Below are 20,048 nucleotides of genomic sequence, written 5' to 3' on the forward strand. Positions count from 1 at the left end.
ACGACAGAAAGACAGCCAGTGATGGAAGTCTTGTAGGTATTCATGACAAGAACCATATTGCTGAGGAGCCGTATGAGGTGAAAATCTCACGTACGGTTTTGAAGACGAGTCGGTCAGGTGACTGACCGGCTTAGTTTAATATGCTTGCAGGGTTTGGTATGTTGGTATTTCTACGAGTAGCTTAAGACAGAGACACCAAAACCATGAGCGGACTGAGGATTTTAAAAGTAATGGCGGTCAGTGGATATGTTACTTAAATGGGGATGATGTAGATGATTTGCATGACTGGGAATACCAGAATATTCAAAAGTTCCAACCACCACTAAATAAAAACTTAACTGAGCCTGAGTTACCCCTAGTTGATTTAGGGTATGATGAGTCTGAGTATTTTCACAGATATCGGGAAATTAAGCAGATGCAGGCGACTCTAGAGCAGGAATTGGAGGAGTTAAAGCCTAATCTGGTGACCCTGATTGAGAAGCATGGGGGAAAAATCAAAACTCGTGATGTAAATGCATATTTAGTTAAAAGGAAGACATGGGACTATTCGCGGGAAGTGGAGGCGCTCAACTCCCAGCTGAAGGAAAAGAAGAAAGAAGAGGAAAACACAGGTATAGCCACGGTGAAGTCTGTGATGACTTATCCTGTAGTGCGATAGTTGCTTTGGTGCATAGGAAAAATAATATACGATTCAGTGGGAATCGTATATAGGCTGAATACTTAGATAATTATAGATAAAGAATCATGTCCAACATCCCTACCCAGTGTGAAAATTTAAAAGAGCAAGTTGAAACTGTATTACAACTGTTGCAACAAGAGCCATCTTTGCGCTCTGAAGATATTACATCTGTACAAACTTCTCTGGAAAAAGTCGTTTCACCGCAGTTTGAAATTGTCTTTGCAGGTGCATTTAGTGCGGGTAAATCGATGTTGATTAATGCACTACTAGAACGGGAATTACTATACAGTGCAGAAGGACACGCTACAGGTACAGAATGCAGAATTGAGTATGCACCATTAGATCAGGAAAGAGTAGTTTTAACCTTTTTAAGTGAAGTAGAAATTCGCGAACAAGCCAGTTTTTTATGTGAAAAATTGGGATTTCAAACAGCAGCTAATATTAACCAAACTGAAATTATTGATTTACTGCGTCAAGGTTGTAATGCTATTATTCAGCAAGAAGGTGGAGAAAGTAAATCGGAACGAGCAAAACAAGGGAAGGCTTTAATATTACTACTTGATGGGTATGAGGCAAATCGTCAACATATTCATACGATGAAGAATGCTACATATTCTATGGAGCAATTTAATTTTTCTAATCTTAAGGAAGCTGCGGGATATGCGCGGCGTGGTAGTAATAGCTCTGTTTTAAAACGAATTGAATATTACTGCAATCATCCCCTTTTAGAAGATGGAAACGTGATTATTGATACCCCAGGAATCGATGCACCCGTAGAAAAGGATGCACAATTAACTTACGCCAAAATTCAACATCCCGATACATCGGCGGTGGTGTGTGTATTAAAACCTGCTGCTGCTGGTGATATGACCAAGGAGGAAACGGAACTTTTAGAAATAATGCGAGACAATGGGGGAATACGCGATCGCATTTTCTACACCTTTAACCGCATTGATGAAACCTGGTATAATACCCAGCTAAAGCAGCGCTTAGATGACTTAATTAGTAAAGAGTTTCGTGATGCTCCTAGGGTTTATAAAACCAGTGGATTACTGGGATTTTACGGCAGTCAGATTAAACATACAAATATCAGTGATAGATTTGGGTTAGATTCTGTTTTTGCAGATACCGTTAAAAGTAGCAATGGGAGAGAAGAAACACCGCAATTTATTAATGAGTTTAACCGTTACTGTGCTAATTCCGGTAAGCTCTCATCCAGTCATTTTCGCATTTCGGTAAACAGTTATGAAACTCCCAATGAGAATTATGTCAGAATTTTAGCAGAACAGGGAACGCCTTTAATTAATCAGCTAATTCAAGATAGTGGTATTGAGGAATTTCGCACAGCGATTACTAAATATTTGGTAGAAGAAAAGCGCCCACAGCTATTTGAAAATTTGGCTGATGATTTAGAAGATGTTTGTATTAAAATAAAAAAACATTATCAAACTGAATACATAAAACTAGATAGTCAACCGCGAGAAATTGAGGGGATGAAGGCGCAGGAGTTACAACGGCTGAATCAGCAACTCCAGCAAGTATCTAAAGAATTTGGTCAGCACATCACAGAAGAGGTCAACCTAATAATTAATAATTCCTGTAATACTTTTGAGGCTGATTTTCGCCAACTACAAGGGCGGATGATTCGGCGTTTAGATGAATTACTAAACACATTTTCCGTCGCTGATGCTTATCAACGTTCTACCCGTAGCCATCCCCGCAATTCCACTGCGCCTTTACTAGCGATTTTAGTAGAAGCATTTTATTATTTAGCAAACGAGTTAGAAGATATTTTGAGCGAATGTTGTCAACAATTAGTAAATAATTTGTTTAGGCAATTAATTGAAAAGATTCGCAAATCAGAATACTATCGTCAATTGTATCGGTTGTTAGGTAATGATGGGGGGATTGAGGAACAGGTGAAAGCTACCGCCAAAACTGTCTCAGTGATTTTGGATAATGCAGCTAGTGCAGAATGCGATCGCTTTGTGCGAGAAAGTCCGAGATTTTATGATGAGGGGACTTTTTCTATATATCAATTTCGTCAGACTTTGTTGCAAACCTCCCAAAGTTACGATTCCCAAAGTATGGTAGAAGCTGAACCAGCAATTAGACAATTGTTAAAGTTGGATTTTGAACCCAAGGTTTCCCAGACAGTTTGTAAATCTTTGCGTCAAACTATCAACACCATCCTCAAGAGGCAATTATTAGCCATGGCACAAGAGCAAGAAGATAATATACTACAGCAATACTCCCAAGCTCGTGCTTATTTGGAACAAACTTTACAACAGGAAGCACAAGACAAAATTCTGAGTAATCAACGCTTACTGAATGTTGTTAAAGAAAAAATTGAGGGTTATAACACAGCAGTCTCCCATATTAATAACTGTTTACAATCTATGCAGTTGTACGATCACTTGTTACCTGTAATTAGCAATGAAGATTTTCAGCAGATTCTCGCTGATTCCGGAACTGAGGGTAACTCATGAATAAAACTCCCCGGATTCCCATTCCCTCCTCAGTGAGAAAATACGTATTTGCAAGAGATAAATATCAATGTCAAAGCTGTGGTAAAACAAGTTCAGAAACTAAGCTGACAGTTGACCATATTGTCCCCCTAGCTCGTGGTGGTCAGAACGATATCAGCAACTTACAGACCCTCTGTTTCACCTGTAATCAGGAAAAAACAGATAAACTTGACCCCCGCTTTCGGCGACGTTTTCAGTAATTTATCCTGAATTAAAAGCTGAGTTTGGCTATCCCATGACATTCAAAAAATCAGGATCAACAAAATCAGTGTTTGTGTGGGAATGATTATCTCTTTGAGGGATAACATTCTCAGACTCCTTGACAGTAGACACATTAGCCTGCTTCACCAGTCGAAGGGCGACATCCATAGCTTCGGAAAACGTATCGGTTTGGGTAGAGTCCATTAATCTTTGCATCAAAGTTAATGCACGGTTAACGACTTTAGACACGCTGTCAGTTTCGCTATTGTCACCTTCGGTTAACACCACATCATAATTTTCTTCCTTGATAGTAGCGGTCATAGTCCAGACATGGGTTGACCCGGAACGTTTTTGAAGCTTACGTCGAGCAATTTTTTTCCTGACCAAATCCATATTAGCTATTAATTTTTTGTCGTCCATAGAGACCTATAACATTATCGTATACTGGGTTACGGGTAACGTGGAACTTGGGGGAACGAGCAGCTTTATCAATAACTAGATAAGCACTACCACCGGTGAGGATATAGCGAGAAATTTTATGGAAGTAAGTAGACCAGACAGCTTGAGTTTTTCCCATCACCGACTTAAACCAGTTATCTATCTCATTTCTGACAACAGACGAGAAATCATAACCATCAATGACATAATCATTGAACTCCAGACAATTCATAATTACATCGGCCTCTAGATAAGCCATATCTGCTCGGTCAGCTGTAATGACGCGTCTAATTTCCGTGGCCAGGTCAAATGTACCCCCCTTAGGACTTCTCAAACTGGCTTCTGTTAAAACATAGCCATCATAATCCACCAAAATAGAGTCAATAGTGGCTCCGCCCAAATTTAGCACTCCTGTATAGTGGCCTTTGATTTGAGGTTCAGAATCATTAAGCAGATACCAAGCTCCCAAACCTTCCTCAAAAACGGTCACAGACTCCACCGTGAGTGAGATATCCCGTCCATCAATAGTAGCTTCTGTCTTTCCCTTGAGCTTTTGCTCCAAAAGATTTTGATGAAGTTCAGCTTCTGTAGCATTGACTTTCACAGCTAGAGTCAGAGCTTTCTCTTTGGGGAAAAGTTTACCGATACAGGGTAGCAGATAAAGTAAGCATTCATCAAATTTAGGGCGATTGTAGACCCGTTCGTAACGGGGTTGTCTGGAGGCTGCTTCGCCAATCAAATAGCGGGTACCATTATATTCAGAACTACCATCTGAGGTATGAATTTCAACAACAGATGATTGATCATTCATACGTATTGGTTTACGATTCCCAGATAGCCAGGCATATAAAGAAGCTAGTTTGACAAGATTCTTGCCATCATAGAGCAGAATTGAGCGATTACCGGGGTCAAAAATCACTTCAATGGCTCTAGGAGCAGCTACAAATGCTGTATCCTTTGATAAACCAGTTTCTACTGAACTGCGTTTATCTGCTTCCCGTTTTACTGCTGTTTGAGATTCCGCAGGAGGTTGATCATTGAGTTGATCAGGTTTTAACTCTTGGGAGTTGACATTTTTAGACATTTGTCAATGTAGACCTAAAAATTTATAAGGGACAGTTTTACCCCAATTCAAGAATTAAGGGATCTAGGCATATCAGTAATCCTGCTAGTCCATAGATTTTATCAACTAAAGCTTAAATTACCATGACTTCTAAAAATCTGGTATCGCTCATCTTTTTCCCAGACATGCATATTCTATTAATTAAGTCAAGATAAATATCTGCTTTTTTCCCTAGGAGATTTACTGAATATAAAGAAATACACATTATATTTTGGTTAAAATATTTTATAATTAATATCATCAGTAATTGGGCGATCGCCCAATTACCGAATTTAATTCAGAAATAAAAATATCAGTGAATTTCTACTGCTTTATTTCCTCACTGGTAAGTTTAACGTGTTCAAAAAATCGAGATATCCAAGGTAAGGCGGCGAGAATTCCTGCTAAAACCATGAGAAATACAGAAATAGCTAAAATTTGATCGCGGGGAATTTCCAGAACCCCACGTAAAATTACTTCTCGCAAAGCAGATACAATGGTAATTTCTACCGCTGCCCCTACAGAAATCTGCTGCTCCTGGATATAATCAAGTAATAATCGGAATAATTCTACTAAAATCAAAATAAACAGGATATCAGATGTTACTTCCCGTAAATCCAAGGGACGTAAAAATAACAAAAACATATCACCTAATCTCATCAGCATCACGCCGAATAATCCCAAGCATAGGGAAATTACAATAAAGTCTTGGAAAATTTCTAAGTTACTCACAATTCTCTCACGCCTAAACCAACTTTTGACTTCTGTAACTACCCGCTGTGGCATAATCAACCTATAGATTGTTGCTGACTCCACCCATATCATAGGGAATTGAGAATTTTAAAAGTTATTATTAATCACCTTTGGGCTGAATCTAATTAATCTTAAACCTTTGCGCTCCTTTGCGTTAAAAAAAATAGTGCGTTGTGCGGGACAACACACCATGGTAATCTAGATTCAGATGTTACTAGTTACCCCAGTTATTCAAGGTGATACCAAGTGCTTGGTATATTCTTTGAATATCCTGGCGCCAGCGTGCTAACTTCTGTTCACGGATTCTCTGTTTATCTACTGCAGGAGTGGGTAAACCTGTTGTGTGACTAAATTGATTATATTGTGAACCAAGTCCTTTAAAACGAGTTATCCCGTCATTCGGGTAAATATTATGTTGCGTTCTCAGCCACTTTTCCGCATAATATTGCCAGAGGAAAACATGATCATGAATTTCACCACCAAAACGATATAAACGGCGAATATCTGAGATAGATAACTTTGGCGATTGAAATAATGTTTCTTCCACATTAGCAGAGTAATTGCGGTTAAACATTAAAATTTCACTGCCATTACCCCGGAAGAATTCTACAATAAACCAATCCCCAAAGTCAAAGATACAAATTTCCGTCTCATTACTACCATCATTGACCAGAAGATCAATATCTCGTGTTAATTCTTGACTAATCCAACTAGTTGATGCGGGTACTAAAATACGCAAACGTTCAAAGCGATCGCTATAATTTGACCAGAACCCTTTACGTCTTTCTAGTTGGTTTCTTTGATAATTTAGTTCCTGATATCTCCTGTTATTCTGTGGTAAGTTTTGTAACTGTGAACTCAACTTATTGATTAACACTGTAATCATTCTGTCAAAATCTCCCCAAGTAGCAGCACCAATCCATTCACGTAATGCTAGTTGAGCTTGTGGTGATAATTGACTCCACCGAGAATTAACAGTGCGGGGGCCATAATTTTGACGTAACCATTCTACGATTGAGGAAAAACGGCTTCCTATTTCAGCGGCGATCGCTGTCAATAAACGATTGACTTCCTGACATTGCTGTGAGTGGGACATTTGCGCAAAACAACGCAGTAACCATTCTGGTTCGTCTTTCCTGTCTGAAAATATTGTCACTACATAGTTTAAAGCCTGACTCACCACATTACCAGTTGATGGAAGATTAAATTTCTTGAGTAATTCTTGGGGTGTACAATTCTCGTCCCTAGCAATTAAAGCTAATCTGTGATAGTCGTCCTGGGTGATGGCTTGTATGATTTGTAATATTTGTGCGTCACTGTCCCCTGATTCCCTGATAAACACAGAAAAACTTGTAACTAAGGATTCACTGATAATTGGCTGTGACTCGCTATGATTCAAAACTAACAGCCATAATAAAGTTTTTTGGAGCCTTAAGTTATTAACTGCTGCTCTCCAGATTAATGCTGAAGTTGTATAGCTGATTTCTGGGTGTTGCCTATCCCATTCAGCCTTATTATGGAGACAATAGACCCATTCTATGTGTTGAATGTCGTCAATATTGCCGGATTGGATGGTTTCGATAATTTGCTCTAAAGAACGCAAAGTATCTGTTTCTACATTAGGGAGGTTGTGAAGCTGGCGGAATTGTCCACTGTTACGGAAATTTTTGACTAACTGGAGTAAATTGGTTGGTTCCGGTGACTGGCGATCGCTTAAGGATAAAGTGCGAAAATTTAACATCATATTATCTAGGTTGTAAAAATCATTTTGATGTAAAAATCTCAGACAAATTATCTCCCTTAAACTGCAACCGGAAAATTACCTTTCTATCATTGGGGTCATCAATATTTGGATTAGCTTCAATTTCTCCCCTTCCAGAAGCAAGGATTTTTTCCTCCAGTTGTGATTTAGTTTCAAATTTCATCTCTGAGGAGATATATTCAGCAACAGCAAAAGACCTCAACAGACTTAACCGTAAATTAGCGTTATCGTTTCCACTAGAACTAGTATGTCCTTCAATCACCACCCGGGTAATTTCTTGCTGATATTTAGGGTTGGAGAAAATTACATCGCTATAAACCGGGATAAATGACTGTAGAGTGCTTTTCCCAGCAGCACTTAATTGAGCGCTATTTTCTGGAAATAGGATATTTTCTTTAAAGGTAATAACTCCTGTTTTTTCATCAAGGTCTATCTTCACGTTATTTGCTCTGAAAGTATTCATCAGTTCTTCAATGACATTACGTCTGGGTTCTGATCTTTCACTCAACTGTAAAGAAACGGTAATAAACAACAGCGCAAATATCATTAACAGTCCAGACATCATATCGCCAATGGCGAGTAAAACGCTAGAGTTATCCTCTTCTATTTGTGGTGTTGGTTCCCAATCGCTAAAATTATTCATGATTCAGATTGATGACGACGATTAGCTTCTGCAGCTACTAGATAATTAGCAGCTTGTAGTAATTGATTAGAAATTCTGGTGGTGGCTTCATCCGCTTGGGTGAAAAACAGATTTTCAGATGCAGATGCTTGATTTAGGTAATCAACTAAATGTTGATTACTTATTTCCAAAGCCTGATTTAACTGTTGAATCATACCTGCATAGGTTTGTTCAATCCTATGAGCTTCTCGACCCAATCCCCTGGTAATTTCTTGGATTTGTGCTAGTCTTTCTCCTGAAGTTAACCCGGTGACATGAGCAAAATTACTGACCTTCTCTACAGTTTGCCCAATTCTGCTCATACTTTCGTCAACTTGTGTGGTTAAAGTTGAGCGTCTGTGATATTCTTCGTTAAAAGCAGTCTGTAAATCATTGACAACCTGAGCTAGTCCTTGACGCTGTTCCCCTAGGGTTTCTTCTAGTAACTGATTTTGGCTATGGAAGAACTCTTGTAAAGCTGTTTGATAACTCAGGCGGAATTGCTGTAGTTCTTCCTGTACAGTGATCCGGGTATTTTGCAGCATAGTATCAATGTTAGAGAGAGTAGATATTAAGTTTTCTCTGGCTCCATTCATTAATTGAGATGCTTCATTACCAACGGTGGTAATACTTTCAGTTTGTGTGGTGATAATCGCCAGGGTTCGATCTTGAAATTCCTGGAGCATTTGACGTTCTATTTCTGCTTGGGTATGTAGTGCGGTTTCTAAATCTTCTCGAATACTTCTAAAAGTATTGGCTGCTTGATTAGAACTGACTTCAAAAGCAATTCTCTGGGAATTTATCGCTTCAACACTTGCAGTTACAGCTGACTGAATTTCTGTAGATACCCTTTCCATTACTCCTTGAGTATCAGAACGAAACTCAGTTAAGATAGACTGCAAACTAACTGCAAATTCTTGCAGTTGCACTAAAGTATCTTCTTGGAATTTTTGGATAGTCATTACAGATGTGCTGAGACTTTGGGAAATTCCCCCCAGTTCTTCTCTGAGTTGACTAACTGCTTGAGAAGCTGCTTGAGTCAGTTGTGCGCTCTTGGTAAGTTCAGCTATCAGGGGTTTGATTAATTCTTCTTTTTGTTGTTCAATTAACTTTCTTAATATTTCCTGACCTTGATCCTGTTTAATTTCTCTGAGTGCTGACAGTTCTTTTCCGATCTCCTTAAAAATGGGAGACATGACTGCTCCCACTTTTTCACCAATAGCATCAGGACTTAATTCACTTTGTACCTGGATTAATTTTTCAAATCCGGTCTTCATACTCTCAGCAGCATTACTTAAACTGGTTGCTGCTCTTTCAGTTCCATCAAGGTTAAAACGAGATAAAAGCCTTGTGGGACTTTCTACAAAAGCAATCTGATCTAATCTTTGGCGTAATCTTTGACTAGGTGCGCGTTTATATGCTTCTCCAACTGCTAAGACAATAGTAAATACACTGCTAGATCCTAACCCCATCAATGAAGTAGAAAAAGCAGTTTTCATACCTTCTAGAAGATTGACACTAGCTTCTAGTAAGTTGGAGGTGTTTTGATTAATATTACTCAGGTCTATTTGAGATAATCCTTCCTGAATCCCATAAAAGGTTCCTAAAACACCAAGGGCGATGAGAATGGTAGGTATGAAACGCAATTGGCTGCTAGGAATAGAGGGATTCAAAATTCTTGGGTATTGTAATAATACAAATTTTCCCGCCTCAAATTTGGGTTGGAAACCTCCCTCAGTATCTGTTCCAGCTAGATGTTTCCGGAACCAGGACAATCGTCCATTTGGGTTTAAAGTAATTTCATTTGTCTGTGAATTTTGCAGTTTATTTATCTCGATCTCCAAGTAGTTAATACTTTTTTCAGTATCTTTCAAATCTCTTTCTATGGAATCCTTATACCGAAAAATAGATCTAACTTCGGCTATTCCTCCCCCCAGGAAAACAATTACAATACTCCAATGAAAAGGAGTATTCTGCCAAAAAATATTGATTAATCCTTGAATCATTTGACTACACTCCCCACTAAATTGTAAATCTGGCTATTTCTTCAGAAGACAGCAACTGTTGAGCTACACGCACGGGAAGATGTGCAGCATTCCAATAATCACCTATGGGTTGGCGTAGAATTAACCCATAAAGTTCTTCTGTGGTTGTTGTTTCTGGAGAAGTATCAACTTGTAAATAAACCTGTTCGGGTGCATAAGTACGTAAGAGTCGCACTTGTAACCGGTTCTTTAAATCCGCGAGTGATTCTGCTATGGCTGAGGTATGCTCACCCATGTCAGCAGTTAGTTTCCAGGCTTGATTAACAGCTACAATTTCTTCAACTAATTCTATTACCGATGGTGTCAACTGGATCATGAAATTCCCTGGTAACTGGAAAACAGGCGATCTGGGATGTGCAATGAATCATTAGATTATTATACAGGTGCATGGAAGCTACCTCTTCCAGTTAGTTGGGGGGTGCGATCGCCCACAGACTTTGTACTGTTTTTCTCCCTTGTCCACCTTGTCCACCTTGTCCACCAAGTCTTGTCCTTGTAAGGGGAGGGGACTGGATTTTATTATTTTTTGTGTGTTCCCCAATCCTTAGCAATCCCTGTTCCCTGTTCCCTGTTCCCTAAAACTAAAAAACTTTGTACCTTACGAGCATGGGAAATGCTGTAAATCAAATAAATCGTAAATTTGACTACAGTTATTATTTTTTCAACTGTTCTAAATAAACGGCAAAATATCTTATAAATTTGTTACAAAGTTGTTAAGAATAGTTAACGCTCTTAACAGAAGGCAATATTTCCTATGGTAGTCTCAGTTGGGAAGAATGCACCACATAAAGTTGTCATCATTGGCGGTGGTTTTGGTGGACTATATACAGCCAAGACTCTGGCGAAAGCCAATGTAAGTATTACCCTCATTGACCAACGCAACTTTCACCTATTTCAGCCACTGTTATATCAAGTCGCCACAGGTACCCTCTCACCTGCTGATATTTCCTCACCATTGCGAGCCGTATTCAGAAGAAGTAAGAATACACGAGTGCTGTTAGGAAAGGTGAGTGATATTGACCCCAAAAAACAAGAGGTTATTTTAGATGATCAGGTAGTCCCTTACGATACATTAGTAGTAGCCACAGGTGCTAACCATTCCTATTTTGGTAAGGATGAGTGGAAAGCATTTGCGCCTGGGTTAAAAACTGTGGAAGATGCTATAGAAATACGTCGCCGGATATTTACAGCATTTGAATCAGCAGAAAGAGAAACTGACCCAGAAAAACGCAAGGCTTTGTTGACCTTTGTGATTGTGGGTGGTGGTCCGACCGGTGTAGAATTAGCAGGTGCGATCGCAGAATTGGCATATAAAACACTGCAAGAAGATTTCCGCAATATCAATACTTCCGAGGCCAAAATTTTACTATTGCAAGGGGGCGATCGCATCCTCCCATACATTTCGCCCAAGTTATCGCAAGCAGCTAAATCAGCGTTGGAAAAGTTGGGTGCGGTTATCCGAACTAACACCAGGGTGACAAATATTGAAAATGATATCGTTACTTTTAAGAGTGGCGATGAAGTTGAAGAAATCCCCTCAAAAACCATCTTGTGGGCTGCTGGTGTACAAGGGTCATCAATGGGGAAAGTCCTAGCAGATCGTACAGGTGTAGAATGCGATCGCTCTGGACGTGTGATTGTGGAACCGGACTTGACCGTCAAGGGTCATAAAAACATTTTTGTAGTGGGAGACTTAGCTAACTTCTCCCATCAAACCGGTAAACCCTTACCTGGTGTTGCACCCGTAGCTACTCAACAAGGGGAGTATGTAGCTGGACTGATTCAAGGAAGACTTCAAGGTTACAGTTTGCCACAATTCCATTACAACGACGTGGGTAGTTTGGCGATGATTGGGCAAAACTTAGCGGTTGTAGATTTAGGCTTAATCAAACTCTCAGGTTTTATTGCTTGGGTATTTTGGCTAATAATTCACATCTACTTCTTAATCGAGTTTGACACTAAATTAGTAGTGGTAATTCAGTGGGCTTGGAATTATGTCACCCGGAATCGTCGTTCCAGATTGATTACAGGTAGAGAAGCTTTTTTAGATCCCAAACCTGTGAACAATGACAATGATTACCCGGGGAAAGAAAAGCAGCATCCCCTCAACGTCTAGTATTTTCCCTTAAGTTCCTAAATATTGACGGGACGCTAAAGCATCCCGTGTCGCCTTTTCTCCTCAGGTCAGATTAGGGCTTTGTGACTACTCCAACTGACCCAGAACATGGCTAACATCAACAGCTAATTTTTGTCCTAACTTCAGCAATTGACGACATTGATAATTTTCTTCTGTATTCTTCAAAGTCGTCAGACATAAAGGTCTAATTTGAGTGGACAGACAGCTAAAATATAGTTCCTGGGACTTGTGCAAAGAAATGCCGATATTTAGCTGATAGCTAACATCAATCAACCGTTCTAAACATTGGATTTGGGTAGCAAAACTGCCATTGAGGTCATGTAATAATTGCCACAATAAGCGCATGATTAGTTGTTCTAATATTTGCTTACCTTCGGGAATATTTAACCGACAATGTAAGTGTTTAGCTTCAGTAGCGATCGCTTCTAATTCTACAATGTGATTTAAACTTAAGATTGGCTCCGTGATGTCTTGCTCAAGCGATCGCAATATGAGCATACAGCGTGATCCCAAAGCAATCTCGGCTGCTACCTGCAACTCTTGGGGGACTTCTAACTCATCCCGGTGGAACGCCATCAATACCCCGTAATTATCTCTATACACTTGGGTATAAAGTTGGTCTAGACGTGTTAATGTTTCCTGACTCAGAAGGCGCATAATCCGGTGACGTTCTTCAGCAAACAGATTCTGTAAGCTGAATGTCTCTTCTCTAAATAGCTGCGTCATCACTAAGAGAGTGTGGGCTGCACTCGCGTGTTTTAAAGAGGTAAACAGCTTTTCCTTTAATTGACTGTACTCACGTCGTCCGGTAAATAATTGGGTAGAGCAGTGGAAATCCCAGCCGCCCAAATGCAGTACAGCAAAGACTAAACTTTCACTCTCGCCGGTAATTTCTGACACCAGCTTTAAATTTCCTACCGCCAATGCCAAGGATCCCATCCGTTGCAAGTGGTAATCAATCTCATGGACGGTGTAACAATAAACCCGCTTTTGGTTACCATGAGAATTAGGCTTTTCTGTGGATTTGTGATTACCAAACAGAGAACTAATAGCATAGTGAGCAGCTACTTGCTTGACACTCACTTGGGCAGTTTGCACCATTTGCCGATAGATCGCCGCACCATCTTTGAAAATATCCACATTACTGGGGGCTAAAGATAGGCGTTTGATGAAAGCTTTCTCCAACTGTACACCAGCCACATCCCCAGCCAACTCCAAAGCACGGGAAGCATAACGGAGAATTTGCGTACCTTCCGGGCGAGAAATTTCTTCAAAGAACCAGCCGCAACTAGTGAACATCAGCAAAGCGTGACGCTGCATTTCTAACAAGCGCAAAGCATCCACTTGTTCTGCTGGTGTGAGTTTGTGGGTTTGATGGCGAGACAGAAAACGGTTAACATTAGCAACCGAGCGATCGCGGATCACTTGAATATATTCATCCCGTGCTAGCCAGGGATCATTAAATAGCTGGCGACCATGTTCCTCATAGACATCAATTAGCCGATCCCGCAGCCAATTTAAAGCATCCCGCAAGGGTCGCCGCCATTTTTGATGCCATACACCACCTTCACCACCACAACCACAGTCATCTTGCCATCTATCCACCCCGTGGGCGCAACTCCAGGCTGTGGCGGGTTTAATTTCCACCTCCCAAGTGGGAGTATTGAGGCTGAGATAGTGAGCAAAGTTGGTGACAGTCCAATTGCGCTTAGGAAATTCTCCAACAAAGGCGTAGGCTAAAGTTTTTTCAGTGCCCTTCTTGTGGTGTCCGAAGGTTTCCCCGTCTGTGGCTACAGAAATTAATTGTGCTGGCCGGTGATCCCCACGTATTGCTGAACCGATACGTCCAGCAAAATGACTAGAACTATAAACCACATCACTAAAGCCCATATCCCGGGAAATGGGGCCATCGTAGAAAAAGATATCAATGTAAGGGCGCGATTGCTGATCAGTACCGCCACTTCCCTGTAAATAACAGCGATAGGGACGGGTGGGATCAATTTGACTACCCCCAACTTCTTGCCATTCCGCCTCTGGGTCATCCTCTGTGGGTAGGGGGCGACAACGTTGGGCCTGGGATGGTGCGAGGATAATAAACTTGATATTTTCAGCCACTAAAGCCTCTAAAGTGGCATAGTCTACAGCTGTTTCCGCTAACCACATACCTTCGGGATCCCGGCCAAAGCGAGAGCGAAAATCTGCTTTACCCCAGCGAATTTGGGTGTATTGATCCCGTTCATTAGCCAGAGGCATAATTATATGATTGTATACCTGGGCGATCGCATTGCCATGACCCTGCAAGCGCTGACAGCTTTTAGTGTCTGCCTCCAAAATTCGCTGATAAACCTCAAAATCGTAGCGTTCTAGCCACGACATCAGGGTTGGTCCAATATTAAAGCTGAAATATTCGTAATTATTCACAATCTCAACTATCTCACCCCGGTCATTAAAGACCCTGGCAAAAGCATTAGGGCGATAGCATTCCCAGTGAATGCGTTCATTCCAATCGTGGAAAGGTGCGGCACTAGGTTGACGTTCAATTGCCTCTAAATAAGGGTTTTCCCGTGGGGGCTGATAAAAATGACCATGCACCGTCACATAAACACCAGTAGCCTGTTTCAGCGGGTCTATCTGGTTGTTCTCATGGACAGTCAGATGTGATCTCACGGTTGAGCCAGGGCTAACTGGCCTTTCAGCAGCAGAAGTCATGTATATTTATCCCAATAAAAAACTTACATTTGCGGCGAACACTGACATTTAAACCCTTTTACAGGGTTTGTATCCATAATCCGGTATATAACAAAACTATGAGTATATGATTCCGCCAATGCTCCTAAAAACTGTTTGACTCCACTGACAAATCTGCGTTAACCCACAGATATGAGGGTTTTATCTCAGCAATGTCAGTCAAATACTGCAGTGTCTACTTACCCATTAAACCTTATATTTTACGGAAAATATGAGGTTTCATTTATATTTTTCCTACGAAAATTTACAAACTATCCATAATTCGCAACTTTATTTTACATATCTCTTTTTCATCTAGAGACAGCACAATCTGCCAAAATACTGTAGATCAGATTATTAAAGCCTTTTTCAGGCTAATGAAGTACACATCAATTGCCTATTCCCTGTTCCCTATTCCCTGAAACTAAACAACTTTGTACCTCACGAGCATGGGAAATGCTATATATTAACTTATTTTAGTTGACTATATAGGACTCATATTTGATTTCTGAACAATTTCTGTTCCCTATTCCCTGTTCCCTGTTCCCTTTGCTCACTGATAATTGCTCAACTCAAATAAGGGATGAATATATTTATTTACCGCCCTCAATCAGTGAAAATCTGATCAGTCTGTGAAAACAACAGAATAAATCCTCAGATCATATATATATAAATAATGTAAGTTTAAATATAACGGGTTTGTCCAGAAGAATCTGATTTTCCCAAATGTATCCTCAATTCACACCCCGTGATCACGTCCGGATTCCTAAAAGTACCCAGAGCCTTTGCTTGCTACTTTTGGTAACCAAAAAACTGACTGTTCTGGTGCAATATTGATGATCCCTGTGCAGAGTCAGGCTGGTAACGCTTAATTTTTAGGGTTTGCTCAAGAGGTGCTCTGCTACCCTTGTCACCTGATTTGGTACACCAGAGCATTAATTCACCAAAAATTAACAGAAAAACTTCCTTAACTATAAGATTAGATAATGCTATACTCATAAACTGAAAACTTCTTAAGTAAATTTATCTAGGTTAACCAATCATCAATCAAAATTGAGCTTGCATAATAACTGGAATATGAGATTATTTATAATTAATAGTTATCAAAAGAATATTACACACCTTTTGGTAATTTTTCCGTATTAAGAATTCCGGACTAACAACAGGTTTGTTTGTCAAGTGAGAAATTAGATTATTACTAAAATGAACAACGATGAGCGAAATTGGTCTGCTGATGACGGGTATATTAACCGTCAGACAAGTGTATTCAGAGAATAGGTTACCGAAGCAGCAACCATTGCAAATGGAAAGTAGCTCGGAGCATTTAAGCCATAACGTAAGTAAATTAGTTAACACTCCCTTTCAAATCACACCACCGGAATTTATCCCAACAGATGTCATTTCTGAAACCTCCTCATCCGCGTCCCACTTACCTCAAGAAAAACTGCTCGCGTCAATCACAATTAGCCAAAGGAATCACCACCCTGGGATAATCACTGCGGACAATAGGATCAAAGTAGCCGCGGTCTCATCGGGTTTCACAGGTCAATCTCTACCGACTTTGCGTTTTGGTACTTCAGGTACTGCTGTGAGAGTTTTACAGCGGTTGTTAATTTCTAAAGGCTACGCAATTAGAGTTGATGGGTCTTTTGGTCCATTGACTGAAACAGCTGTCAAAGCCTTTCAGAACCAGCGGAGAGTAGGGGTAGATGGAGTAGTGGGCCCACTAACTTGGCAACAGTTGACAATGTAGTTATTGATCAGCTACAAACATGATTAACTAGATATATAGCATTTCCCATGCTCGTGAGGTACAAAGTTGTTTAGTTTCAGGGAACAGGGAATAGGGAACAGGGAATAGGCAATTGATGTGTACTTCATTAGCCTGAAAAAGGCTTTATCTCAGATACTCAAATGCCTGCGGACAAGATTGTTAGTTATCAGTGGTCGCAAGTCCGATGACCGGCAACTGAACTAATTATAACTTAAAATATGCTGAGTAATTTATGCTAACTCTACGTTTTGGTAATTCAGGTATTGTGGTGAGAGTTTTACAGCGGTTGTTAGTTTCTCAAGGCTATATGACCCGAGTGGATGGAAATTTTGGGGCGCTGACTGAGGTAGCTGTCAAGGCTTTTCAGAGCCAGCGCAAACTCAAAGTAGATGGAATAGTCGGAGCAATTACTTGGGAACAGTTGACTAATTAAACTTCTACCGATGCTGATGCTGCGCTAATAACTCTTGTGCTTTGGGTTTGTAAATTAAATAGAATAAAGCTTCAAGATAACGCAACAAATCCTCGCGGTTTTCCTTGGAGTTAAAGTTCCAAAAACCATAAATCCTGGCTAGGGATAACAACTTAGTGGTATGAATTTTCCAGGTATATGTACTTAAGACCCGGTTAATTGCTTCCCGGGAAATAGCATCCCAAGATTGAGAGGTTTGATTGCACTTGGTGACAAAGGCGAGGATTTTGGCGGCTGTCTCTTCTAAATTTGTGGGGTTAATGTAAAAGCCATTTACCTGATCTTGAATAATTTCCAGGGGTCCACCAAATTGGGTAGCAAAAGTTGGTAGTCCTGAAACCATGGCTTCTAAGATGGTTAAACCAAAGGCTTCAAATAAAGCAGGTTGAATAAATATCCCTTGGCGATCGCCGATCACACGGTAAATCTCGCCGGAATCAGATTTGGATAGGCGTACACCCAACCAGCGGATCTTACCATAGAGGTTATACTGTTCAATGATGTGATAGAGTTTAATAATCTCTTCTTTTTCTTCGTTGTCGTCTGACTCTTCTACACGCAACTTACCCGCCACTAAGATTAAGTTACAATGCTCCTGTAATTCTGGGGACTGACCATAGCATTCTGCTAAACCTGTGAGGTTTTTAATCCGGTCAAGACGGGCCATAGAAAACAGGGGGCGCTTTTGAGGCTCATCCAGTTTACCAAAAATTTGGTGAGGGTCTTCCAGGGTAAACAGCACTTGAGCAATTCGCTGGCGATCGCTTTCCACTCGGTCTTGAGTGCGGGAGTAGGGGAAATAATAACTCTCATTCACTCCCGGAGGTACAACATTAAACTTAGGACTAAATAATTCAATGCCGTTAACTACGTGGTATAACTCCGGCATAGTGAAGCATTTGTACGACTCATACTGTCCCACGCTATCAGGTGTACCAACAATTTCTTGGTAGGTACTACTGACAACGAAATTGGCGGCGTTCATGGCAATCAAATCAGCGGTAAATTGTAGGGAGAAATGGTATTTATCCTCCAATTCTTCCCAGTAGAGGTTACTAAATAAGTATTTAGACTTTTCCAAAGCGTGGGCGATGTTGCACTGAGTCACATTCATGCGCCGTGCTAGGAGAAACGCCACCAAATTACCATCGGAGTAGTTACCCACAATTAAGTCAGGTCTACCCTGAAATTCTGCCAACAGTTCTTTTTCTGAGTCAAGAGCAAAAGTTTCGAGATAAGGCCAGAATTCAAATCGAGAAATCCAGTTTTGGGTCATATTGGGATTAAATTCCCGCACAGGTACGCGCAAAATCCAGGCGTTCTCTGTACCGTGAACTTTTTCTAGCCTTTGATTGCATAGTGTACCGTCGCTATGAGGTATGAGGCGGGTAAGAATAATTACCTTTGGCTCGACCTTTAACCCCCCTAAACCTGCTAGATCCACATCCTCTTGTAGTTGTTTTTCCAGGTTCTTGGCTTGGTCGAGGACATAAACTACCTGTCCCCCAGTATCGGGACGACCTAAAACACCTTCTTGACCGAACCAACCATGAGCCGATACGAGGACGATTCTAAAAATCATCGGGATGCGAGAGATGAAAGCTTCGATGGTCTGAGGGTCAGGAGAATCAATTAATTCATCTAAAATATCCAGGGTATCACGGACTCGCCCGGCTGTATTACCCCAACCCGGTTCAAAACCCATCATCTGCAATTCAAAGCGGAATTCTTCATAGGGTTGATCTTTAGTCCGCTCGCTGACGAAGGTGATGGCTTTTTTTACTTGGTCAGAAAGTTGTTGCTGAGTCTTAATGCGCTCATTAATTAACAGCTGCACACCGTTATACTGGTGGAGGCGCAGGAAATTCAATAAGCTGTCCAGCAATTGTTTTGAGTCTTGAAATAATTTGCTGGATAGATAGCGGTTGAGGAATTGTACACCCTTACCAATATTTTTCGGGTCGCGGATGACTGGGGTGTAATCGTAAAACGGGCCAAAATCTAATTCTAGTAGGTCACCCTCTAGGGGATGATATTTATTCACGAAGCGATCGCGCAGGTCCAGCAGTTCCTGTACTGACATTGGCTCAACATTCAAATCTTCTGTGAGCCGATAAACTTCTTGACGCGCAATTTTAGGACGAATAATCAAACACAGGTGGGAATCTTCTTGAATGATTTCCTGAGTATAGTAAATTAGTTTCCCTAAACGGGAAGCAGACGCAGTAGTTTCTGACTTCTCAGACTTAGAGCAATAATCCTTAAATACATTCAGGATATCGTTACGCAGTAAGTATTTTTGTTCTTGCTGGCGTAACTGACTCAAAAAGGCACGCAAGTCGCTTTTTTCTTCACTATCTAAGATTGCTTGGATCAATTCAGACATGATAAACCTCAGATCGAATTGGCATTTAACACGTCGCTCTTTGACATATCAACACAAAAAATCAACACAGACGGATCATGATGTATCTATCTGTGTTTTTCCACTTATTAGCAGGCAAATTTCTTTGTGTTTCCTTTGAATCAGAATATATGCTACTCAGTCTAACTCAAGTTAGACAATTTTTGAGGAGATTGCCTTAGAGGATGTTTGTCAAGTCATGATTAGTGTATCAACTATTGTTTAACCCCACCCTCTCCTTGCAAGGGTAGGTTTTTAATATGATCTGTGAAGGCAAGACTAGGAAGACAAGGAAGGAAAGTGGACAAGGAAGATTTTATACGGACAATGGTCTTTTAAGGGGCTATTTTTCTTACTAAAAATAC

General features: G+C 40.5%; 14 protein-coding genes and 1 pseudogene. 6 read left to right on the top strand and 9 right to left on the bottom strand.

Annotated elements, in window-relative coordinates:
• Positions 1 to 277: 277 nt before the first annotated feature.
• The 3 genes from PN447_RS11155 to PN447_RS11165 all read left to right on the top strand — a co-directional run bounded on the left by PN447_RS11155 (position 278) and on the right by PN447_RS11165 (position 3,407).
• Positions 278 to 658, top strand: coding sequence for a hypothetical protein (locus PN447_RS11155; RefSeq protein ID WP_271763090.1), 381 nt, complete (start codon positions 278 to 280; stop codon positions 656 to 658).
• 86 nt (positions 659 to 744) lie between these two features.
• A complete protein-coding gene (locus PN447_RS11160) occupies positions 745 to 3,168 on the top strand; it encodes a dynamin-like GTPase family protein (RefSeq protein ID WP_271763092.1) in 2,424 nt (807 codons plus the stop codon).
• Positions 3,165 to 3,407, top strand: coding sequence for an HNH endonuclease (locus PN447_RS11165; protein WP_271763093.1), 243 nt, complete (start codon positions 3,165 to 3,167; stop codon positions 3,405 to 3,407). Before PN447_RS11160 ends, PN447_RS11165 begins: the two co-directional genes overlap by 4 nt.
• Positions 3,408 to 3,435: 28 nt before the next feature.
• Here the strand turns inward: PN447_RS11165 and PN447_RS11170 are convergent, their stop codons facing one another.
• The 7 genes from PN447_RS11170 to PN447_RS11200 form a co-directional block, all read right to left on the bottom strand.
• Positions 3,436 to 3,828 (bottom strand): hypothetical protein, encoded by a 393-nt coding sequence (locus tag PN447_RS11170; RefSeq protein WP_271763094.1) that lies wholly within the window; start codon positions 3,826 to 3,828, stop codon positions 3,436 to 3,438.
• Positions 3,803 to 4,930 (bottom strand): ParM/StbA family protein, encoded by a 1,128-nt coding sequence (locus PN447_RS11175; RefSeq protein WP_271763095.1) that lies wholly within the window; start codon positions 4,928 to 4,930, stop codon positions 3,803 to 3,805. Before PN447_RS11175 ends, PN447_RS11170 begins: the two co-directional genes overlap by 26 nt.
• 342 nt (positions 4,931 to 5,272) lie before the next feature.
• Positions 5,273 to 5,734, bottom strand: a complete 462-nt coding sequence (locus PN447_RS11180; RefSeq protein WP_271763096.1) for a phosphate-starvation-inducible PsiE family protein — start codon at positions 5,732 to 5,734, stop codon at positions 5,273 to 5,275.
• Between the two features lie 181 nt (positions 5,735 to 5,915).
• Positions 5,916 to 7,445, bottom strand: coding sequence for an EH signature domain-containing protein (locus PN447_RS11185; RefSeq protein WP_271763097.1), 1,530 nt, complete (start codon positions 7,443 to 7,445; stop codon positions 5,916 to 5,918).
• 19 nt (positions 7,446 to 7,464) lie between these two features.
• Positions 7,465 to 8,106, bottom strand: coding sequence for an OmpA family protein (locus PN447_RS11190; protein ID WP_271763098.1), 642 nt, complete (start codon positions 8,104 to 8,106; stop codon positions 7,465 to 7,467).
• Positions 8,103 to 9,797, bottom strand: coding sequence for a hypothetical protein (locus PN447_RS11195; protein ID WP_271763100.1), 1,695 nt, complete (start codon positions 9,795 to 9,797; stop codon positions 8,103 to 8,105). Before PN447_RS11195 ends, PN447_RS11190 begins: the two co-directional genes overlap by 4 nt.
• A 349-nt stretch (positions 9,798 to 10,146) precedes the next feature.
• Positions 10,147 to 10,485, bottom strand: coding sequence for a hypothetical protein (locus PN447_RS11200; RefSeq protein WP_271763101.1), 339 nt, complete (start codon positions 10,483 to 10,485; stop codon positions 10,147 to 10,149).
• A gap of 438 nt (positions 10,486 to 10,923) precedes the next feature.
• Here PN447_RS11200 and PN447_RS11205 point away from each other — a divergent pair, with 438 nt between their 5' ends.
• Positions 10,924 to 12,285, top strand: a complete 1,362-nt coding sequence (locus PN447_RS11205) for an NAD(P)/FAD-dependent oxidoreductase (protein WP_271763102.1) — start codon at positions 10,924 to 10,926, stop codon at positions 12,283 to 12,285.
• A gap of 87 nt (positions 12,286 to 12,372) precedes the next feature.
• Here the strand turns inward: PN447_RS11205 and PN447_RS11210 are convergent, their stop codons facing one another.
• A complete protein-coding gene (locus PN447_RS11210) occupies positions 12,373 to 15,015 on the bottom strand; it encodes a DUF3536 domain-containing protein (RefSeq protein WP_271763104.1) in 2,643 nt (880 codons plus the stop codon).
• A gap of 1,231 nt (positions 15,016 to 16,246) precedes the next feature.
• Between PN447_RS11210 and PN447_RS11215 the strand changes: the two genes are divergently transcribed.
• Entirely contained in the window at positions 16,247 to 16,786 is a 540-nt protein-coding gene (locus PN447_RS11215; RefSeq protein WP_271763105.1) for a peptidoglycan-binding domain-containing protein, read from the top strand.
• Between the two features lie 259 nt (positions 16,787 to 17,045).
• Positions 17,046 to 17,240 (top strand): annotated as a pseudogene (locus tag PN447_RS11220) (peptidoglycan-binding domain-containing protein); the annotation flags it as partial.
• A 4-nt stretch (positions 17,241 to 17,244) separates the two neighbouring features.
• Here PN447_RS11220 and PN447_RS11225 read toward each other — a convergent pair.
• Positions 17,245 to 19,665, bottom strand: coding sequence for a sucrose synthase (locus PN447_RS11225; RefSeq protein WP_271763107.1), 2,421 nt, complete (start codon positions 19,663 to 19,665; stop codon positions 17,245 to 17,247).
• Positions 19,666 to 20,048: the final 383 nt, after the last annotated feature.

Source organism: Anabaena sp. CS-542/02, assembly GCF_028331085.1.
In the GTDB taxonomy this organism is placed as follows: Bacteria; Cyanobacteriota; Cyanobacteriia; order Cyanobacteriales; family Nostocaceae; genus Anabaenopsis; species Anabaenopsis arnoldii.